Here is a 21,228-nt window from a genome sequence, read left to right as displayed (position 1 = left end):
ACAGACATATTTATAGACTAATTTACGTCATTATAATCGCTCGAATTGACAGAATTTATCAAAATGCACAACGGGTGAATTAGGAAATCAAGTACATTTAAATGCAAATGGTACTATTTTAACAGCAGTAGCATTTGGTTTTACTACTATTAATAGTCTTGGAAGAAATGTTGGCTATGTAGCTACCTATAAATTAGTATCAGGTACTTGGTCACAAATAGGAAGCACTTTAAACGAAAGAGCTCAATTCGAAGAATTCGCTTTCAGTACTAGTCTAAATGCAAATGGTAATATTGTTGCCATTAGTGCACCTCTTGCAAATCAAGTTCGAGTTTATAAGAATATAAACGATAACTGGTTGCAGATGGGAAGCGATATAACTGGAAGTTCTGGTTCTTTTGGTAGCGACATCAATTTAAATGATGATGGAACAATTTTAGCTATTGGCGCAAAAAGTGTTAGCAGTAATGCAGGTCAGGTTCAAATTTATCAATTTATTAATAATTCTTGGACGCTAATAAGTTCAAAAATTGATGGAGACGCTTCTGGAGATATTTTGAGCCCTTGTGCTTTAAATGCAGATGGTAGTATAGTAGTTGTTGGTGCAAGTGGAAATGATGGTCCTGTCTTTAATGATGGACAAACAAGAGTGTTCACTACCAGTTTAGCAGTGTGGCAAGGTACTACAGATAATTCTATAACTACAAACACCAATTGGAAGTTTAATACGCTACCAAAGACAACATCCAGTATTTTAATACCTAATAATCTAGCCAATTATCCAACATTAAACACGGCTTTAACCGCTAAAGCAGTTACCATTAACAGTGGTGCAAGTTTTATAACTAGCTCTACGGTAACAGGTACTGTGCAATATCGTAGAGATTTAGCTACCGATAACTGGTATATGGTTTCATCTCCAGTCGTTGGGCAAGATATAGATGCATTTGTTAACATTACAAACTTAGCAAATGGTTCTGCTCCTAATCGTGGTTTGGCACCTTATTTAAATAATGGTGTTGCTTGGGATTATTATCAAAATGGAGCAACAGGTTCTGGTAATTTTGTTGCTGGTAAAGGATACTCTATAAAATTAAGTACTTCTGGAAATATAACCTTTTCAGGCACAATGCCTACTGCACCAGTAAATATTCCTATTGCAGAAAATATTGAAAAATTTAATTTAGTTGGTAACCCATATCCTTCTTATTTGGCGGCAAATACAAATGCAAAAACTACTAACAATTTATTAACTGTAAATAGTGGTAATCTTTCAGAAAGTACTCTATGGTTCTGGGATCAAGAGAATAATACATATAATCAAATAAATTTAGCTTCGCCTGCATTTTATGCAGCTCCGGGTCAAGCTTTTTTTGTAAGTTCAACTAATGCTGTTAGTAACACTGTTAACATTACAGAAGCTATGCAATCGCATCAAACTACAGATACGTTTCAGAAAATTGCAACTTCTAGACCAGAAATAAAAGTTATCATTTCAAATGGTAAACAAACAAGAGATACAGATATTTATTACATAGAAGGTACAAATACTGGTTTTGACAATGGATATGATAGTTCAATTTTCACAGGAACTGGGAATTCTTTTGAAATTTTTACAAGTTTGGTTACTAATGATGAAGGAAAAAAATTAGGCATTCAATCTTTACCTGATAGTGATTTTGAAAACATGATAATTCCTATAAGGATTATTGCTAAAGCAAGTGCTATTTCTATTACCGTAAATGCTACAAATTTACCATCAGATTATACTGTTTATTTAGAAGACAAACAAGAAGGCACGTTTACAAAATTATCTGAAACAAATAACAAACTTGACATTTTTTTTAATACTAATGTAAACACAACTGGTCGTTTCTTTTTGCATACTACAAATGCAAAAGCTCTAAATGTTAACGACGCTTCATTAAATGATGTTTCTGTTTATAAAAATATCATAAACCAACTTAAAATTTCTGGATTAGAAAATCAAAATGCTGTTTTATCGGTGTATACTATTTTAGGAAAAGTAATATTTACCACAAAATTTAAAGGACAAACAAACGATACCATTCCATTACCAATTAGAACTACTGGTGTTTACATTATAAAAATTAAAACAAAAAACAGAACATTGAGCAAAAAAATAATTATTGAATAAACTTATTATGAAAAATAAAACTAAAAACAACACTCAAGAAAACGATATTTCAAGAAAAGAAGCCTTGAAAAAAATTGGAAATTATGGTAAGTATGCAGCATTAACTACACTTGGAACCTATATGATTCTAAATCCACAAAAAGCACAAGCACAAAGCCCTGTACCTCCTGGAACTGGGTTTTAGATAACACATTTTAATTATAACTTGTATTAGATTGGGGGATAATATAAGTAGAAAGCCACAACGTAATGTTGTGGTTTTTAGAAATCATAAATCCTACAATCCAATTATACAACAATAAAAAAAAGATACCGTATCTGCGATGGCTACAAATATGTACCTGTGAGTAACCATAAATAATAGATAACTGCAGGTAGCAACAAAAAGTAAAAAAAACCAAGTCGATTACTTTTCGGCAAATAATAATTGGTATTTAAAAAACTTGTACCCAAATAAAAATCCAGAAAAGGTAATTAAAAAGTGCTTAAAAACACTGGTATATTTAGAAAATGAAGCAGGTAAAATAACATTTAACAACCCATCATAAGAGAGCACTCCCAGAGTAATGGCTATTAAAAAAAAAACAATAATAAAGAAAAGTGTTGTCTTTTAAAGAGGTGTAAAAGAAAAAGTTTAAAATAAGTGCAACAGCTACAAAGCCATAATAAAGTCCGTTGGAGAAGAAAGCATATTTCTCGGTTAATTGCGGCTCTTTATAACGTTTTATGTTTAGCGGAAGATAAACTTCATTTTAAAAGATACTTGTAAAAAATAAATGGCATTATTAGGGTTGTTAGGAACTAATAATGAGAAATGGGTATCGGCTAAATTTTTAGATGCAATTTCTTTTGAATTCTGGTAAATGGTAAATGTATGAATATTACTTTCAGGAACATCAAAAACAATATGGGGTGTTGCTATTTTTTCCTCTAAAATTACTTTCAACCAATAAGTACCATTTTTAAAACCCATGTTCGGACTTTCTAAAGGGTGTAGTTTTTTATAAGGTACAGGTTTAATGGTTTCTGCTTCTTCTAAGTCTTGTTCATGAAAAGTTCAGTGCATTCCTCTCCTTTACCTCACTACAAGAACTCCGTAAAAGCTAAAAATCAATCCAATAAGATAATATATATATTTCTTCAATAAAGTAGATACTTGTATAAATCAAATGTATAAAAGAGAATGATATGAATCGTATTTTTATTCTAAAATTTATTTTATGTATGGAAATTAACGATGGGTTTGCTTTTCTTTTAAAATAAAAATATAACCTTATAAAGTTCCACCTAAAACAAGGCAAATTGCAAACCCGTGAAAAATGCTCTTTCTTTTAAAAAAAGCTAGTAAAACTTCAAAAAATCCCTTTAAATAAGAAAAACTACCCGTTTCGGGTGGGAATAAGAGTGAATTTTTCAAACATATTTGCCAACTAAAATAGATGTTTTAAAAAAGATAGAAGGCAATCTAAAGCTTTTAAATAAAGATTGTTTTCATACATCTGTAAGCTTCAAATTTAATCACTATCTACATCTATAAAATTTCAGTTGGTAACTAGTAAACATTTTAAAATTAGAAACGAAAACAGCAATTTATGAAACACAAAAATACACTATTACTATTATTTCATCTCCTTCTAATAGGAAGTATGTGCTCGAACGCTCAAAGCTCAGTAAATACAAGCGGAAATACAGCAACAGGAAATTCTGGAAATACCACCTACTCTATAGGACAATTGGTATATACTACACAAACAGGAACATCTGGCGCAACATCAAACGGAGTACAACAACCTTCAGAAATTTCAATTGTGTTAAGTATGATCAAAAACGAGCATCAGCTTAAAGCTACCGCATTTCCAAATCCAACAATTGACTTTTTAAAATTAGATATAAAAGGAGTTGAATTTTCAAATTTAAAATATCGCATCACAGATATCAATGGAAAAACCATTACAGCGAATAGAATTACAAAACAGCAAACACATATCCCGATGCAAAATTTAACTACAGCCACTTATTTTGTAACCATTCTGAAGAAAAATAAAAACATAAAAACATTCAAAATTTTTAAACAATAAACCGATATGAAAAAAATATTTACTTTTATCTGTGCCCTATATGTATGTACCAATACTTTTTCGCAGACACCAGAAAAAATGAGCTATCAATCTGTATTGCGAAATAATACGAATGCTTTAGTTACAAATCAATCTGTAGGAATGCAAATTAGTATTCTACAAGAAACAGCAAATGGAACAGTTGTTTATGTGGAAACGCATAATCCTACTACAAATGCTAATGGATTAATCAGTATTGAAATTGGAACAGGATCTGCAATTTCAGGTACATTTTCAAATATAGATTGGAGTAACCAAAAATATTATATAAAATCAGAAACAGATCCTGACGGTGGAGATAATTACACTATTACTGGAACAAGCCAATTCTTAAGTGTTCCGTATGCTTTGTATGCCAAAACAAGTGGTAGTTCATTACCAGGACCAAAAGGAGACGCTGGTGAAAAAGGTGAAACGGGAATACAAGGAATTCAAGGTCTCAAAGGAGATACTGGTGCCAAAGGTGAAACGGGAACTCAAGGAATTCAAGGAATCAAAGGAGATACTGGTGACAAAGGTGAAACGGGAACGCAAGGAATTCAAGGAATCAAAGGAGATGCTGGTGACAAAGGTGAAACGGGAACTCAAGGAATTCAAGGTTTCAAAGGAGATGTTGGTGACAAAGGTGAAACGGGAACTCAAGGAATTCAGGGATTAAAAGGAGATGTTGGTGACAAAGGTGAAACGGGAACTCAAGGAATTCAAGGACTCAAAGGAGATGTTGGTGAAAAAGGTGAAACGGGAATACAAGGAATTCAAGGTCTCAAAGGAGATACTGGTGCCAAAGGTGAAACGGGAACTCAAGGAATTCAAGGAATCAAAGGAGATACTGGTGACAAAGGTGAAACGGGAACGCAAGGAATTCAAGGAATCAAAGGAGATGCTGGTGACAAAGGTGAAACGGGAACTCAAGGAATTCAAGGTCTCAAAGGAGATGTTGGTGACAAAGGTGAAACGGGAATACAAGGAATTCAAGGACTCAAAGGAGATGTTGGTGAAAAAGGTGAAACGGGAACTCAAGGAATTCAAGGACTCAAAGGAGATGTTGGTGAAAAAGGTGAAACGGGAACGCAAGGAATTCAAGGAATCAAAGGAGATGTTGGTGAAAAAGGTGAAACGGGAATACAAGGAATTCAGGGTCTCAAAGGAGATGTTGGTGAAAAAGGTGAAACGGGAACCCAAGGAATTCAAGGTCTCAAAGGAGACGCTGGTGCCAAAGGGGAAACGGGAATACAAGGAATTCAAGGACTCAAAGGAGATACTGGTGCCAAAGGTGAAACAGGAACCCAAGGAATTCAAGGGCTAAAAGGAGATACTGGTGCCAAAGGGGAAACAGGAACCCAAGGAATTCAAGGTCTTAAAGGAGATACTGGTGACAAAGGGGAAACGGGAATACAAGGAATTCAAGGACTCAAAGGAGATACTGGTGACAAAGGGGAAACGGGAACCCAAGGAATTCAAGGTCTCAAAGGAGACGCTGGTGCCAAAGGGGAAACGGGAATACAAGGAATTCAAGGACTCAAAGGAGATGTTGGAGAAACTGGGCCAGCAGGACCAAAAGGATTAGATGCTCCAAGACTTTTAGGTGTTGTGAGAGCAACAGTAAAATCTAGTCCAAGTCCTGCTGATGTTGAAGTTCCAGATGCAACATCTACTTTTGTAAAGTGGTTAGAGGTCAGAGAAAATTATCAGAATAGTTTAGGTGGAACAGATAATACAGAGATTACAATACCCACAGGAGTGGACTATATAAGAATAAAATGTGGAATTATTTATCAAAGTGTTTCTACTACAAGTTTATCGCAATTAACTATTGTTAAAAATGGAAATCATAATATTTTAGGAAATTTTGGATACAATCAACGAAATAAATTTAACTCATTGTACGGTTATTCATACATCAGTACATTAATTGCTGTAACAGCAGGAGAAAAGTTTTCTACAAATCTATATCAGTGGTCTGGTACAACGCTTGCTCACTCTTGGGGGAGCACAAGTAGCTCTATATCTGTTGAGTTTTATGGAGAGTAAATAATACTTTAGAGCCTTTCTATTATGAATTGACGAATAGTAACTTATATTAAAACCAGTGAATTTAAATTCACTGGTTTTTTTTACTCGTAAAATTGATGGTTTTATGTCAGTTTATATTTAAGAAGTGATCATACTTAAAATTAAAAAAATAAGAATTCTAAAATATAATTGAAAACCACCCGATGTGGGTAGGTAATAAAACCTAGAGTACCCCTATATTTGCAATGAAATGATTGAAAAAAGTATTTAAAATAGCAAATGAAAAAGAAGACCCTATTGTTGTTCTTATTGATATCCACAATTTCAAATGCTCAGAACTATTGGAAAAAACTAGCATCTGATGCTCAGCAAAACAAAACGGAACTGTATCTAAGAAAAAATTTACCTGTAAAACAACAACTCTTTTCTTTGAATTTAAAAAGTTTTACTACCCAGTTACATTCAAGTTCAAAAGAAGAATCCGCAATCATATTCTTACCAAATGCAACAGGAAAAGTTTCTAAATTCAAAGTAATAGAAACCTCTAATTTTGAAGATGGATTGACTAAGAAATTTCCGAATATAAAATCATACACTGCGCAAGGTATTGAAGATCTCACAGCAATTGCTAAAATAAGTATAGGCACTGACGGAATACACCTACTAATTACCTCAGGGAAACAAAATACATTATATATTGATCCTTTTACAAAAAATAATAAAACCTATATCGCCTATAAAAAAACAGATTTAATTTCAAGTGATACTAATTTTCAATGTCATATAGACGATTTAAAAAAAGAAAAGCGACCATCAAAAAAATCTGTCCTAAAAAATACGTCTACAGAAAACTTAAAAATATTTCGATTGGCTTTGGCCTGTTCTGGTGAGTATGCACAGTTTCATTTAAACAGACAAGGAGTTTTAGAAACGGCAACAGAAAAAGAAAAAAAAGCCGCTGTTTTATCTGCGATGAATACTTCTATTACAAGAGTAAATTCAGTTTTTGAAAAAGATTTGGGGATCAAAATGATATTGGTTGACAATAATGATGCAATTATTTTTTTAGACAAAGAAACCGATGGCATTACAGAAGGCGACCCTGATAAAATGATCAATGAATCGCAAACTATTTCTAACAATTTTATAGGAAATGATAACTATGATCTTGGCCATCTTTTTAGTCTTAGTGGAGACGGTATTGCTGGTTTGGGAGTGGTTTGCCTTACAGGTTTAAAAGGAAGAGGCGTAACTGGGCGTGCTGAACCTATTGGAGATCCTTATAATATTGATTATGTGGCACATGAAATTGGGCATCAATTTGGCGCTACCCATACGCAAAATAATAAGTGCAATAGAACCAGAGAAACCGCTGTTGAACCAGGAAGTGGCTCTACAATTATGGGCTATGCAGGTATCTGTGCTCCGAATGTACAAGGCAATAGCGATGGGCATTTTCATTCCGTAAACATCACTCAGATTCAAAGCACACTTCGAAATACTGCCACTTGTGGAATACGTATAAATACAAACAATAACAGACCCACTGCCAATGCAGGATTTGATGTGAGCATTCCCAAAGGAACTCCTTTTGTATTAAAAGGAACTGCAACCGATGCTGATGGAATGGAAAGTCTCACCTACAATTGGGAACAAATAGATCATAAGATTGCCACCATGCCTCCTGTTTCTACCAATGAAAACGGACCATTATTTAGATCTTTGCCCTCTAAAGTTTCTTCCGAAAGATATTTTCCTGAATTTCAAACGGTAATTGCTGGCACTATAGGGAGTGTATGGGAAGTCGTTCCTACGGTTGCAAGAGAACTTAACATTGCTTTTACGGTAAGAGATAATTATATCAACGGAGGTGCAACTGCCAGCGACAAGATAAAAATAACAGTCACAGAGGCAGCTCCTTTTGTGGTAACAGCACCCAAGACTGCGGTTCTCTGGGATACCGGTTCACAACAAAGTATAACCTGGGAGGTTTCAACAACCAATCAAGCACCTATCAATTGTAAAAATGTTCGTATAAAATTATCCACAGATGGGGGTGTGACGTTCCCTTTTATTTTAGCAGAAAGTACGCCCAATGACGGAATGCATACGGTTACCATTCCAAACCTACCAACAACCAATGCTAGAATACTCATAGAAGCTATTGATCATATCTTTTACAATGTAAACACAACTAATTTTGCGATAAATGCTACAGCACCTACTTTTATTCTGTCGAATGGTGCCGATTTAGAAGCTGTCTGTAGCAGTACAGAAGATTCGGTTAGCTTTACATTAAACGCTGATTTTATCAATGGTTTTGAGGAAATGGTAACGTTTAGTGCTGCAGATTTACCCGAAGGAACAACAGCCTCTTTTTTGCCAGCTCAAATAAATAAAAGTGGTCGTGTAATTTTAACAATTAAAGGACTCAATGAGTTGTATGCTCAAAAATACAAAGCAACAATTCTAGGGGCGTCAGCATCTGTTACACAAAATAGCACAGTCGATTTTGCTGTTTTTGATGACACCTTCACTAATCTTACCTTGACAAAACCAAGTAATGCAAGTGTCGATATTAATACAGCTCCTACCCTATTATGGTCAACCGATTCAAACGCCACTTTGTATCAACTCGAAGTAGCTAGTGACCCTGGTTTTGCTTCATTTGTTTTACAAACAAATCCCACAACAAACTCATATACATTTAAAACAGCTTTGACCATCAATACGGATTATTATTGGAGAGTAAAATCTAAAAATGACTGTGGTGAAGGTATGTATTCTAATATTTCGAGTTTTAGAACCCTAATTCCGCAATATTGCACTTCTACTTTTACGCACGATGCAGGTGGCTCTGAACACATTACCAATGTTACATTTAACACGATAAACAACAGTTCAGAAAATGATAAAATTGACGGATATGAAGACTTTACCACAATTTCTACAACCGTAAAACAAGGAGATATATACCAACTACAAATAAGTTTAGATACCGGTGGTTTTCAAGATCGCTGTTTTGTTTTTATTGATTGGAACCAAGATCTAGTCTTTGATATGTATACAGAGCGGTATGATTTAGGTGTAAAAACAGAAGACCTTGCAACAGCTATCTATGACATTAGCATTCCTGAAGATGCAGTTCTTGGAAATACAAGAATGCGGGTTGTAATTGAATATGATGATCCAGAAAATGGTGCTGGAGAGGGTGCATGTGACACCATGCACAAGACCGAATGGGGAGAAACAGAAGATTATACAATACAGGTAAAAGAAAACAGGGCAACAGCATCTTTTGAAACGGTTGCTTTTGAAAAATTTAAACTCTATCCCAATCCGTCAAATGGTAAAATTCAGTTAACTTTTAAAAAACAAAATCAAAATCCTATTTCAATAAAATTGTTTACAATTCATGGTCAATTGATAGCAACAAAAAATTATGCTCATGCCAGTATTATTTTTAACCAAGAACTCAATTTTAAAAACATTCCTACTGGGTTTTACTTTTTAAGGATTCAAAATGGTGAGATTCAGGCTATAAAAAAATTACTATTTCAATAACTTTATCAATAAAAACTTAATTTTAAGAAACTACCCGTTTCGGGTGGGAGCAATCTCAATGTTTATAATTACTTTCGCATAAAATAGATTATATTGAGTATTCTTAAAAAAATCCCTTTATGGGCTCTTAGCGGACTGCTATATGGGTTGTCATGGCCTATATTTGAAAATCTAAACCTTTCTTTCTTAGCATGGGTTGCCTTTGTACCCTTATTTATTTTTCTAGAAAAAAACCAACATAAGTTTTGGAAAAGCATGTTAGGCAGTTATACGGCTATGGTGATCTTTGGCTGTTTTGCGGCGGGTTGGTTATTCAATTTTCCACAGGCTAAATTACAGATTGCTGTCATTTTCTTTTTAGAAGAGTTTTGGTTTTTTATTCCGTTTCTAATCTTTTTTCCTATTCAAAAAAGAATTGGTTTTAACAAAGCATTGTGGCTGTTTCCATTTATTTGGATGCTGTGGGAATGGACCTATCTAAGCCTAGAATTTACCATGGGAACCCACCTCTCTGCTTATTCGCAAAGTGGTAATATTTGGTTAATTCAATACATAGATATTACAGGAATGTGGGGCGTTTCTTTTTGGTTGTTATTATTGAATGTATTTATTTTTAAAGCCTACCAATCTGTAAACTACAATTTAAAAAGTAGCTGGTTCTATAAAAAAGTCGGTTTTATTGTTCTTTTGATGTTGGGCATCCCATTACTTTATGCAGCAATTTCCTATTCGAAATATAATGAATTCAAAGGAAAGTCTATAGATGTTACCATTGTTCCCACACAATATTCAGCACGATTTTTAAATAATTCGGATAATAGTTTCCGTTTGGTAGAAGAAACATTGCACAGAACAGATAAAATTGCTTTTACCAACCAAGAAAAAGGAAAAACCAGCGATTTATATATTTGGCCAGAAACGGGTTTGCCTTTTACCATGCAACAAAGCAATTTAAGTGAATTGCTTTTTGAAGCTACCACAGATTGGAAAGCTGCCTTATTAACTGGCGCTAGAGGTATTTCTGATACTTTAAATAAACAAGATAAAAGAAATTATGTTTCAGGGGCGTTGATTTCCCATCAAGTAAAAGAAATAAAATTTCATCATAAAACGGTTTTAACACCAGGCCAAGAAGCCATTCCATATCATTCTTTATTAGAGAAAATTAAAAGTTTTCCCTATAAAAAATACGATACAAGATTTTATAAAAAAGGAGAAAAATCTGTACCTTTACAATTCACTACCAAAAATAAGAAAGCATTTCTTTTAGGGGTTTCTTTGTGTTATGAGCAATGGTATCCAGAACACTGGGCAGCATTGTCTAGAAATGGCGCCGAATTTTATGCACATTTAGCGGCAGAAGGCTGGTATGGCAAAGTAGGTTTTATGAGTTTTATGACCAATGTAACTCGCATGCGCTCTATAGAAAATAGAAAACAAACGGCACGTGCTGCAAATGTTGGTTCAACAGGCTTTATAGATCAAATGGGCAGATTGTATGAGGTTTCTAAAAAAGGATCTTTACAAATTATAAGTTCAAAATTAAAGGCTTCGGATGAAGTAACGCTTTATGCAGACAAACCCAACTACTTTCCAATACTCATCTTAACTGTTTTTTTAACCCTATTATTATTTCAAATTTACGAACAAAAATTTTTTAAACTTTTAAAATAAATCAAAAACATGAAAAAAAATTACATTTTCTTAGCAGCACTTACCTGTGCCTTATCAACCTTACAAAGTGTGAGCGCATCTCCTGCTGTCTGTGATGATACAAGAACAAGTGCTAGAAATTATAAAAACTTTACAAGAACCTATCGTTCTTCTAAAACAACCGTTGCTTATAAAAGAATAAATGATATTGAAATTACACAACAAGATTTTTCAGACCATTTGTCTTTAGAAAAATCAAGAACTGCATTGTTGCTTGAAAGTGCGCTTACGATGAACATTGGAAATATCGATGCTGGAACTAACGAAATTTGGGAATTGCCTAATTTGGTAGACATGAACGCAAGGATAGTGGACCTAACACATGTAACTCCAGAATCTTCGGGAGTTTTAGAAGGTTTCCCAGAAGATGCCACCCATGCTGTTTATGCGGAGGCTACAGATATTTACGAAATCTTTAGCTTAAATGAATTTGATTTATTTTTATATGGTTATGGAGAAATCGACGAAGACGATGAGGACGATGATGGAGATGTAGAGGAACGTATTGCAATAGATTATTACGGAACACAATCTCCAGTACCCTTAAAAATAGGAGAAAGTTATGAAGGCGTTGTTACGTTTATCAATGATGCACCAGAAGGAGCAGAATTAGATTCGATACAATACACCGATTTTTACGATGTTATTGGACAAGGAACTTTAAAAACCTTTGACGATGGTGATGCAGAAGCTCTTAAATTAATTTATACAGAAGAAACAAGAGAATTTAAAGATGGTGCAGAAGTTTCTTTTGCTACTAGAGATGAAATTGTTTTTTACAGCAAAAGAGGACACTACATTAGAGCAGGTATTACAGATGCAAGAAACAGCGAAGGTGAAGTGACGTTAAACAACATCAATTATCAAAAAATTAGTGGAAAAACAGCATCCGTTAATAATAGTAAAATTGCCCATGTAAAAATGTTTCCAAATCCAATTGCTTCTGGACAAACATTGACTATTGAATCAGAATTTTCTTTAAATGAGTATATTATTGATGTCTATACAATCAACGGTCAAAAAGTAAACGCGCTTCATTTTTCTGAATCAAATAACCATCAATACCAAACAAGGGTTCCAGAAAATCTTGCAAGTGGTTTGTATTTTTATAAAGTACACAATAAAAAAGGAGCTGTTTTAACAAATGGCAAAATTCAAATTCAATAAATTAAAAATATGAAGCATAATTACATTTTAGTCATGGTGCTTATTTTTGCTCTTTCAAGCTTTCAAAGTGTTAAAGCGGGTCACTCACAACAATGTTATGATACCAGAACAAATGCTAAAATTCAGCAAAAATTTAAAAGAACTTTTCGTGGTGCTTGTCGTTCAGAAAGTTCTAATAAAAGTAGTACTTCTAAACAAACAGGTTTTTCAGACTATGTATCACTACAAAGTTTTAAAAATGCGCTAGCCTATAAAACTGCAGAACGTTCTTCTAAACAAGCCGATATTTTAGAGATCACCTACCAAGATTTTTTAGATCATTTGTCTTTAGAAAAATCAAGAATAGCTTTATTATATGAAGCTGCTTCTCTTACGATGGATATTGGGAATATCGATTCTGGAGAGAACGAAACTTGGGTGCTTCCTAATTTAAAAGACTTAAATGCAACTACATTAGATATCATGCACGTAACCCCAGAATCTTCTGGTGTTTTAGAAGATTTTCCTGATGATGCAACACATGCAGTTTATTCTAAAGTTTTAGATATCTATGAAATTTTTAGCCTGAATGAATTCGATTTGTTTTTATATGGCTACGGAGAAATTGATGAAGATGATGAAGATGATGATGGAGATTTTGAAGAAAGAATTGCGATTGATTACTATGGAACACAATCTCCAATACCTTTAAAGCTTGAAGAGGAATATGAAGGGGTTGTTACATTTATTAATGATGCACCAGAAGGGGAAGAATTAGATTCTTTACAGTATACAGATTATTATAGAGTTATCGGACAGGGGACTTTAAAAACCTTTGATGATGGTGATGTAGATGCTATTAAGTTGATTTATAGAGAGGAAGAACGTGAATTTAAAGGCGGAGATACACTTGCTTTAAATATTAGAGAAGAAGTAATTTTCTATAGTAAAAAAGGGCATTATGTAAGAGCTGCTATTGATGACGCTTTGGAAGAAGGAGAAGTTACTTTAAATAATATGATGTATCAAAAAATAAGTGGAAAAACGGCATCTGTTCATAAGAGTAAAATTGCCAATGTAAAAATGTTTCCAAATCCAATAGCTTCTGGACAAACATTGACTATTGCATCAGAATTTTCTTTAAATGAGTATATTATTGATGTTTATACAATCAACGGTCAAAAAGTAAACACGCTTCATTTTTCTGAATCAAATAACCATCAATACCAAACAAGGGTTCCAGAAAACCTTGCAAGTGGTTTGTATTTTTATAAAGTACATGACAAAAAAGGAGCTATTTTTACAAATGGTAAAATTCAAATCAAATAAAAGTACTATTCAGTATTCTGTTAAAACAAAAAATCCCAAGCATTTTGCTTGGGATTTTCTATTTTAGTATCTTTTATAACTCTAACTGTCGTGCATAAATTTTTGTTTTGCTAACAACTCTTCCTCTGTCTCTACATTGTCGTCATCTGGTACACAGCAATCTACAGGACAAACTGCAGCACATTGTGGCTCTTCATGAAAACCTTTACATTCTGTACACTTATCTGCAACAATGTAATAAATTTCATCAGAAACGGGCTCTTGGTCTTCATCAGCATTTGCAGCTTTACCATTTGGCAATACTACATTTCCTTTTAAATCTGTACCATCTGAATATTTCCAATCGTCTGCACCTTCATAAATTGCAGTATTTGGACATTCTGGTTCACAAGCCCCACAATTTATACATTCATCTGTTATTATAATTGCCATAATTTTCTTTTCTGTTTTGTACCTTTGCAATTGCAAAAATAACGCCAAAATTATTTAGAACCAAAATAAATGAATAGTATTCAAAGTAGAATTACTGCATTTGCAAAATTAGGGGCTTTTTTAAGTCAGTTTTCACAAGAAAGGACTGAAAAAAAGGAAAATATTGAACATAATGAACTTTTTTTCGACGGTTTTAAACATCAATTAAAACTTGCTCGTGAAAATAACTCTTGGTTTACAAAAGAAAACTTATTGTTTTCTTTTGAAAGTTGGGCTACATCTTTAACCCAAAGTAATTTAGAAAAATGGATTGCTAAAAACGATATACTTATTCAATCGCCAAAAACAGTCGCCATTATAATGGCTGGCAATGTACCTTTGGTGGGTTTTCATGATTTTTTATCGGTTTTAATTTCAGGACATTCCGTTTTGGTAAAACAATCTTCGGGTGATAAGCATTTGTTGCCTTTTTTAGCGAAGTACTTAGAATATGTAGAAGCTTCCTTTAAAGGTAAAATCACGTTTACAGAACAAAGGTTAGAAAATTTTGATGCTGTAATTGCGACGGGAAGTAACAATACTGCGCGTTATTTTGAGTATTATTTTAAGAACAAACCAAATATCATCAGAAAAAGCAGAAATTCTGTGGCAGTCATCACAGACAAAGTAACAGACCAAGATTTAGAACGTTTAGCTGATGATGTGTTTACCTATTTTGGATTGGGTTGCAGAAGTGTTTCGAAATTATATGTTCCAAAAAACTACGATTTCAATGCTTTTTTCAACGGAATGTTTGTCAAAAAAGACATGATCAACAATGCAAAATATGCAAATAATTACGATTATAATAAGGCGGTTTATTTAATGAGCGAATTCGATTTGTTAGAAAATGGTTTTTTAATGATTAAGGAAGATGAGAGTTACTCCTCACCTATCGCCACTATTTTTTATGAATATTATGACAATGAAATCGATTTAAAGATAAAATTACATCAAGATAAAGAAAAAATTCAGTGTGTGGTTGCCAAAGATTTTCTAGAAAATGAAATTGCTTTTGGCGAAACTCAAAATCCGCAGTTATGGGATTATGCAGATGGAGTGAATACCTTAGCGTTTTTATCGGAAATTTAAATGCAGAGGCGCAAAGTTTTTTTGCAAAGGGCGCAAAAATTTAACAAAATATCTCAAAAACAAATTAATATACAAAGATTCCACAGAGAACTTTGAATATTAAACTTTAAATTTTGAACTTAAAAAGTATGAAAAAACATAATTTTAGTGCAGGACCTTGTATTCTGCCGCAAGAAGTTTTACAAAAAGCATCAGATGCCATTCTTAATTTTAATAACGACGATTTATCTTTGATAGAAATTTCTCATAGAAGTAAGTCTTTTGTTGCTGTGATGGACAAAGCAAGATCTTTGGCTTTAGAATTATTAGGTCTTGAAAACAAAGGATACAAAGCCTTGTTTTTACATGGTGGAGCTAGTTTAGAATTTTTAATGGTAGCTTATAACTTATTGCATAAAAAAGCAGCCTATTTAAACACAGGAACCTGGTCTGACAAAGCCATTAAAGAAGCCAAAGCATTCGGAGAAGTGATTGAAGTAGGTTCTTCTAAAGACAAAGGCTATGCTTACATTCCTAAAGGTTTTACCATTCCAGCAGATGCAGATTATTTTCACTGTACTAGTAACAATACAGTTGCAGGAACTCAGATAAAAGAATTTCCAAAAACCGATGTTCCTTTGATTTGTGATATGAGTTCAGATATTTTTTCTCGTCAGTTAGATTTCGAAAAATTCGATTTGATTTATGCTGGGGCGCAAAAAAACATGGGTCCTGCAGGAACCACCTTAGTGGTTGTAAAAGAAGAAATTCTAGGAAAAGTAGAAAGACACATTCCTTCGATGCTAAGTTATCAAACACATATAGAAAAAGACAGCATGTTTAATACGCCTGCAGTTTTTCCTGTATATGTTTCTATGCTAACAATGCAATGGTTGAAAGATTTAGGAGGTATTCAATTTATAGAAGAAGTAAATACTAAAAAAGCAGCACTTTTATACGATGAAATTGATCGGAATCCGCTTTTTAAAGGAATCGTAGCCAAAGAAGATAGAAGTACCATGAATGCCACCTTTAATTTAACTGATGATTCTCTAAAAAAAACTTTTGATAAAATGTGGACAGCAGCAGGAATTAACGGTTTAAATGGTCATAGAAGTGTTGGTGGTTATAGAGCAAGTATGTACAATGCTTTGCCCTTATACAGCGTACAAGTTTTGGTAGATGTAATGCAAACATTAGAAAAGTCCCATCTTTAATTCTTTCCAAAGGGAAGGAAATGTTGTGGTTAATCCCATCCTAACCTTCCCAAGGGGAAGGAACTGTTGTGGTTAAATAAACTTAAAAGAATAGAAAAAAAATAGTATTAATAATAAATAAAACCCATAAGAGTTCCCTTTCCTTTGGAAAGGGTTAGGGATAGGATAATGAAAATATTAGCAAATGACGGAGTTTCTCAAAGCGGAATAGATGCTTTAGAAAAAGGAGGTTTTGAAGTAATCACTACAAAAGTAGCACAAAATCAATTAGAAAATTATATCAATGAAAATTCTATAGATGCCATTTTAGTAAGAAGTGCAACACAAGTAAGACAAGAACTTATAGAAGCTTGCCCCAGTTTAAAATTAATTGGCCGTGGCGGCGTTGGTATGGATAATATCGATGTAGCATATGCTGAAGAAAATGGTTTACACGTAATTAATACGCCTGCAGCCTCTTCTAGTTCTGTAGCAGAATTGGTTTTTGCACATTTATTCGGAATGGCGAGATTTCTTCACTCTTCGAATAGAGAAATGCCCTTAGAAGGAGATTCTCGTTTTAAAGAATTGAAAAAAGCCTATTCTGAAGGCATAGAATTAAGAGGAAAAACACTAGGGATTATTGGTTTTGGAAAAATTGGTCAAGAAGTTGCAAAAATCGGTTTGGGTTTAGGAATGCATGTGATTGCAACAGATGAAATCATAACAAATGCACCCATTACTGTAGATTTTTTTAACGGACAGAAAATTACCATTAACATCGATACGGTTTCTAAAGAGGAACTTTTAAAAGAAGCAGATTTTATTACCTTACATGTTCCTACACAACAAGATTATATCATTTCTAAAGTTGATATTGATAAAATGAAAGATGGTGTTGGAATTATAAATACCGCAAGAGGTGGTATTCTGCATGAAGTTGATTTGGTAACCGCCATTGAAGAAGGAAAAGTGCAATTTGCAGGTTTAGATGTTTTTGAAACAGAACCAACGCCCGCTGTTCAACTATTAATGAATCCTGATATTTCTTTAACCCCACATATTGGTGCTGCTACAAAAGAAGCACAAGACAGAATTGGTACAGAATTAGCGAGTCAGATTATAGCTTTGTTGAAGAATTAGTTATTAATTTTCGTTAAATAGAAAAACTTAACAAATTTCATTTCGAAATGAGCTTTTTTAAACTTCCGAAATTTCGGAAGAGAAATCTAACTTTGAACCTTGAACCTTGAACCTTGAATTTTAAACTCATAAATGATCAAAGAAAACCTATCAAAAATTAAAAATTCCCTTCCTGAACACGTAACCTTAGTTGCGGTTTCTAAAACCAAACCTGTGGCTGATTTACAAGAAGCATACGATGCTGGTCAGCGTGTTTTTGGTGAAAATAAAATTCAGGAAATGGTTGACAAATATGATGCTTTACCGAAAGATATCAAATGGCAAATGATTGGTCATTTACAAAGTAATAAGGTAAAATATATGGCGCATTTTGTAGATTTAATTCACGGGGTTGATAAATTTTCAACTTTAAAGGAAATCGATAAGCAAGCGAAAAAGCATGACAGAGTGATTGCTTGTTTGTTACAGGCGAAAATTGCCAAAGAAGAAACAAAATTCGGACTTTCCTTCGAAGATATAGCAGCTATTTTATCATCATCAGAACTGGTTGCATTAGAAAATATTCGAATTGTGGGTTTTATGGGAATGGCAACATTTACAGACAATACAGCGCAATTAAATGAAGAGTTTTCAGCATTAAAAAACTTTTTTGATACCCAAAAACTAAAATCTGATACTGAAAATTGCCATCTAGAAATTTTATCGATGGGAATGAGTGGAGATTACCCTTTAGCCATAGAAAATGGAAGTACTATGATTAGAGTTGGAAGCGCTATCTTTGGTAGTAGAAATTATAATTAGTAATTTTCCCAGATAAGAAAAGAAATTTGTACGCAATATTAGACATTGAAACAACGGGTGGTAAATTTAATGAAGAAGGCATTACAGAAATTGCCATCTACAAATTCGACGGACATGCTGTTGTTGATCAATTTATTAGTCTGGTAAATCCAGAAAGAGAAATTCAAAAATTTGTAGTAAAACTTACAGGAATTAACAGTAAAATGTTACAAAATGCTCCGAAGTTTTATGAGGTCGCAAAAAGAATTATAGAAATTACCGAAAATTGTACTTTGGTGGCGCATAATACCACTTTCGACTATAGAATTTTAAGCACAGAATTTGACAGATTAGGATACGATTTTAACCGGAATACACTTTGTACTGTAGAACTCAGTCAAAAACTTATTTTAGACCAACCTTCATACAGCTTAGGCAAACTTACAAGAGCCTTAGGAATCCCCATGACAAATAGGCATAGAGCTTCTGGAGATGCACTAGTAACGGTACAATTGTTTAAATTACTGCTAGAGAAAGATATCAATAAAAACATCATTCAAACTTCTGTAAAATATCATGATAAAAGGGTTGAAAAAGAGCGGATTCAAAAATTAATAGATGCCGTACCAAAAGAAGCAGGATTGTTTTACATTCACGGTGCTGAAGGAAAAGTAATTTTTATTGGGCGTGGAAAAAATGTAAAGGCAGAAGTAAATAAATTGTTTTTAAAACTGTCAAAAAGAGCCATTAAAATTCAAAATAGAGCCACTTCAATTACGTACGAGAAAACTGGAAATGATCTTTTTACGCGTCTAAAATATTACATTGAATTAGAAGCGTTAACACCAAAATATAATTTTAACAAAAAAAGAAAGCTCACATATCAAGATTTTAATATCGACGATTTTATAATTGTCGAAAAAGGAAGAGAAATTGAAGAACACGCAATTATTCTTATAGAAAACAAAGAAGTTTTTGGGTATGGTTATACAAATTTAGCACATCAAGAGAACAGCATAGACATACTAAAATCTATTTTAACGCCCATTGAAGACAAAGAATTGGCAAAAACCATTGTAAAAAACTACTTAAATAAAAATAATGTTCAAAAAATTGTGAGGTTGTAAATTTATTGTGAAATCTATTTAGATACAAATACCTTCTATTTCAATAAATTATTTGATATATTAGCCGTTAATGGAAAAGACAGACCTCTTAGTTTTACAATTTCAACAAAAAGATGTAAAAGCCTATGAAAACTTATACAATATGTATTGTAAGAGTATATCTGGCGTTGTAAATACAATTGTAAAAAATGATGCTGTTGCGCAAGAAATTACGCAAGACGTATTTATAAAAGCATGGAATAAATCAGATTCTTACTCATCAAAGAAAGGGCGTTTTTTTACGTGGATCTTAAACATCGCTAGAAATGCTGCGATTGATTATACACGTTCTAAAAAATATAAGCAAGCTAAGCAAAACCTGAACTCAGATTTTTTCGTAGATATACTAGAAACAAATAGTAGTTTAGAGAATACTACAGATACCATAGGTCTTAGAGAATTTGTTAAAAAATTAGGGGATACATGTAAATCTGTAATTGAGTTATTATACTTTAAGGGATTTACGCAAAAAGAAGCCTCAGAAGAATTAGACATTCCTTTAGGTACCATTAAAACAAGAAATAGAAATTGTATTACTGAGTTAAGAACAATGCTCAGAGTTTAAAAAATGAATACAAAAGAATACATAGCATCAGGAATTTTAGAACTGTACGTTGCAGGTTCACTCTCAGAAAAAGAGAATGAGGATGTGCATGCTGCAATTCAAGAAAACCCTGAATTATTAGCTGAAGTTTTATCAATAGAAAAAGCTATTGTAAAATTGACTGCCGCTGCTGCTACAAAAAACGCTGCGTATGTATTTATACCCATAAAAAAAGCAATAGAAAGGAAACAAACTAAAGTACTTGCTATTGGAGAACCGAAATCTAATTGGCTACAATATACAGGTTGGGCTGCTTCCATTCTTATTGGTAGCGCATTCATTTGGTCTATTTCTCAAAACAATCAACTAAAAGAACAAATTGCCACAGAAAAATTACAATTAGAACAACAAATTGAAGATGCCTCTAACAATTTAGTCGCAGCAAAAAAATTAATTACTGTTTTTAGAGATAAGGACATTATTGCTGTTCCTTTAGCAGGACAAAAAGTTGCTCCTAATTCGTATGCAAAAGTTTATTGGGATCAGAAAACCAATAGTATTTACTTAGATGCCAAAGGGCTACCAGAACCACCAAAAGGGAAAGTATATCAAGTATGGTCTTTAAAAATGAGTCCTTTAACACCTACCAGTTTAGGAACTATCGATACTTTTACAGCAGATACTAATAAGATTTTTACGATTGAGAATACAAACGCATCTGAAGCTTTTGGAATTACTTTAGAACCTGCAGGTGGTAGTGCATCTCCTACTATGGAACAATTATATACTTTGGGTGCTGTAGCTTCTACTCCATAAA

17 protein-coding genes are annotated in these 21,228 nt (G+C 33.3%); 15 read left to right on the top strand and 2 right to left on the bottom strand.

Annotated elements, in window-relative coordinates; genetic code table 11:
* Window positions 1-364: 364 nt before the first annotated feature.
* On the top strand, window positions 365-2,158 hold the full coding sequence (locus Q0998_RS16515) for a T9SS type A sorting domain-containing protein (RefSeq protein ID WP_299671839.1): 1,794 nt from the start codon (window positions 365-367) through the stop codon (window positions 2,156-2,158).
* Window positions 2,159-2,165: 7 nt separating this feature from the next.
* On the top strand, window positions 2,166-2,342 hold the full coding sequence (locus Q0998_RS16510; protein ID WP_299671837.1) for a hypothetical protein: 177 nt from the start codon (window positions 2,166-2,168) through the stop codon (window positions 2,340-2,342).
* Between the two features lie 546 nt (window positions 2,343-2,888).
* On the opposite strand, the gene Q0998_RS16505 is transcribed toward Q0998_RS16510, so the two are convergent.
* Complete coding sequence (locus tag Q0998_RS16505) at window positions 2,889-3,131, bottom strand: hypothetical protein (protein ID WP_299671835.1); 243 nt, start codon at window positions 3,129-3,131, stop codon at window positions 2,889-2,891.
* Between the two features lie 619 nt (window positions 3,132-3,750).
* Here Q0998_RS16505 and Q0998_RS16500 point away from each other — a divergent pair.
* The 6 genes from Q0998_RS16500 (at window position 3,751) to Q0998_RS16475 (ending at window position 14,040) form a co-directional block, all read left to right on the top strand.
* Window positions 3,751-4,236, top strand: a complete 486-nt coding sequence (locus Q0998_RS16500) for a T9SS type A sorting domain-containing protein (protein ID WP_299671833.1) — start codon at window positions 3,751-3,753, stop codon at window positions 4,234-4,236.
* Window positions 4,237-4,242: 6 nt separating this feature from the next.
* On the top strand, window positions 4,243-6,306 hold the full coding sequence (locus Q0998_RS16495; RefSeq protein ID WP_299671831.1) for a hypothetical protein: 2,064 nt from the start codon (window positions 4,243-4,245) through the stop codon (window positions 6,304-6,306).
* Between the two features lie 261 nt (window positions 6,307-6,567).
* Complete coding sequence (locus Q0998_RS16490; RefSeq protein WP_299671829.1) at window positions 6,568-9,852, top strand: reprolysin-like metallopeptidase; 3,285 nt, start codon at window positions 6,568-6,570, stop codon at window positions 9,850-9,852.
* 93 nt (window positions 9,853-9,945) lie between these two features.
* Window positions 9,946-11,526 (top strand): apolipoprotein N-acyltransferase, encoded by a 1,581-nt coding sequence (gene lnt / locus Q0998_RS16485; RefSeq protein ID WP_299671827.1) that lies wholly within the window; start codon window positions 9,946-9,948, stop codon window positions 11,524-11,526.
* A 9-nt stretch (window positions 11,527-11,535) separates the two neighbouring features.
* Window positions 11,536-12,732, top strand: a complete 1,197-nt coding sequence (locus tag Q0998_RS16480; protein WP_299671825.1) for a T9SS type A sorting domain-containing protein — start codon at window positions 11,536-11,538, stop codon at window positions 12,730-12,732.
* A 9-nt stretch (window positions 12,733-12,741) separates the two neighbouring features.
* On the top strand, window positions 12,742-14,040 hold the full coding sequence (locus Q0998_RS16475) for a T9SS type A sorting domain-containing protein (RefSeq protein WP_299671823.1): 1,299 nt from the start codon (window positions 12,742-12,744) through the stop codon (window positions 14,038-14,040).
* 81 nt (window positions 14,041-14,121) lie between these two features.
* On the opposite strand, the gene Q0998_RS16470 is transcribed toward Q0998_RS16475, so the two are convergent.
* Window positions 14,122-14,472, bottom strand: a complete 351-nt coding sequence (locus Q0998_RS16470) for a 4Fe-4S dicluster domain-containing protein (RefSeq protein WP_299671821.1) — start codon at window positions 14,470-14,472, stop codon at window positions 14,122-14,124.
* A gap of 69 nt (window positions 14,473-14,541) precedes the next feature.
* Here Q0998_RS16470 and Q0998_RS16465 point away from each other — a divergent pair, with 69 nt between their 5' ends.
* The 7 genes from Q0998_RS16465 (at window position 14,542) to Q0998_RS16435 (ending at window position 21,227) form a co-directional block, all read left to right on the top strand.
* Window positions 14,542-15,603 (top strand): acyl-CoA reductase, encoded by a 1,062-nt coding sequence (locus tag Q0998_RS16465; RefSeq protein ID WP_299671820.1) that lies wholly within the window; start codon window positions 14,542-14,544, stop codon window positions 15,601-15,603.
* 128 nt (window positions 15,604-15,731) lie between these two features.
* Window positions 15,732-16,799 (top strand): 3-phosphoserine/phosphohydroxythreonine transaminase, encoded by a 1,068-nt coding sequence (gene serC / locus Q0998_RS16460; RefSeq protein ID WP_299671818.1) that lies wholly within the window; start codon window positions 15,732-15,734, stop codon window positions 16,797-16,799.
* Window positions 16,800-16,967: 168 nt separating this feature from the next.
* Window positions 16,968-17,921, top strand: coding sequence for a D-2-hydroxyacid dehydrogenase (locus Q0998_RS16455; protein WP_299671816.1), 954 nt, complete (start codon window positions 16,968-16,970; stop codon window positions 17,919-17,921).
* Window positions 17,922-18,053: 132 nt separating this feature from the next.
* A complete protein-coding gene (locus Q0998_RS16450; protein ID WP_299671814.1) occupies window positions 18,054-18,722 on the top strand; it encodes a YggS family pyridoxal phosphate-dependent enzyme in 669 nt (222 codons plus the stop codon).
* A gap of 26 nt (window positions 18,723-18,748) precedes the next feature.
* Window positions 18,749-19,828, top strand: coding sequence for a 3'-5' exonuclease (locus tag Q0998_RS16445; protein ID WP_299671812.1), 1,080 nt, complete (start codon window positions 18,749-18,751; stop codon window positions 19,826-19,828).
* Window positions 19,829-19,898: 70 nt separating this feature from the next.
* A complete protein-coding gene (locus Q0998_RS16440) occupies window positions 19,899-20,432 on the top strand; it encodes a sigma-70 family RNA polymerase sigma factor (RefSeq protein ID WP_299671811.1) in 534 nt (177 codons plus the stop codon).
* Between the two features lie 3 nt (window positions 20,433-20,435).
* Window positions 20,436-21,227, top strand: coding sequence for an anti-sigma factor (locus Q0998_RS16435; RefSeq protein ID WP_299671809.1), 792 nt, complete (start codon window positions 20,436-20,438; stop codon window positions 21,225-21,227).
* The last annotated feature ends 1 nt before the right edge of the window (window position 21,228 follow it).

The organism is uncultured Polaribacter sp. (assembly GCF_947501385.1).
GTDB lineage: Bacteria > Bacteroidota > Bacteroidia > Flavobacteriales > Flavobacteriaceae > Polaribacter.
The sequence above is the reverse complement of the archived record's forward strand: the minus strand, read 5'-3'. Positions and strand labels throughout refer to the sequence as shown.

Coding starts and splice junctions, on each gene's coding strand:
- Q0998_RS16455 (WP_299671816.1), top strand. CDS start 16,968: ATGAAAATATTAGCAAATGACGGAGTTTCTCAAAGCGGAATAGATGCT.
- Q0998_RS16450 (WP_299671814.1), top strand. CDS start 18,054: ATGATCAAAGAAAACCTATCAAAAATTAAAAATTCCCTTCCTGAACAC.
- Q0998_RS16435 (WP_299671809.1), top strand. CDS start 20,436: ATGAATACAAAAGAATACATAGCATCAGGAATTTTAGAACTGTACGTT.
- Q0998_RS16480 (WP_299671825.1), top strand. CDS start 11,536: ATGAAAAAAAATTACATTTTCTTAGCAGCACTTACCTGTGCCTTATCA.
- Q0998_RS16465 (WP_299671820.1), top strand. CDS start 14,542: ATGAATAGTATTCAAAGTAGAATTACTGCATTTGCAAAATTAGGGGCT.
- serC (WP_299671818.1), top strand. CDS start 15,732: ATGAAAAAACATAATTTTAGTGCAGGACCTTGTATTCTGCCGCAAGAA.
- Q0998_RS16470 (WP_299671821.1), bottom strand. CDS start 14,472: ATGGCAATTATAATAACAGATGAATGTATAAATTGTGGGGCTTGTGAA.
- Q0998_RS16505 (WP_299671835.1), bottom strand. CDS start 3,131: ATGGGTTTTAAAAATGGTACTTATTGGTTGAAAGTAATTTTAGAGGAA.
- Q0998_RS16510 (WP_299671837.1), top strand. CDS start 2,166: ATGAAAAATAAAACTAAAAACAACACTCAAGAAAACGATATTTCAAGA.
- Q0998_RS16495 (WP_299671831.1), top strand. CDS start 4,243: ATGAAAAAAATATTTACTTTTATCTGTGCCCTATATGTATGTACCAAT.
- Q0998_RS16515 (WP_299671839.1), top strand. CDS start 365: ATGGGAAGCGATATAACTGGAAGTTCTGGTTCTTTTGGTAGCGACATC.
- Q0998_RS16490 (WP_299671829.1), top strand. CDS start 6,568: ATGAAAAAGAAGACCCTATTGTTGTTCTTATTGATATCCACAATTTCA.
- Q0998_RS16500 (WP_299671833.1), top strand. CDS start 3,751: ATGAAACACAAAAATACACTATTACTATTATTTCATCTCCTTCTAATA.
- Q0998_RS16475 (WP_299671823.1), top strand. CDS start 12,742: ATGAAGCATAATTACATTTTAGTCATGGTGCTTATTTTTGCTCTTTCA.
- Q0998_RS16440 (WP_299671811.1), top strand. CDS start 19,899: ATGGAAAAGACAGACCTCTTAGTTTTACAATTTCAACAAAAAGATGTA.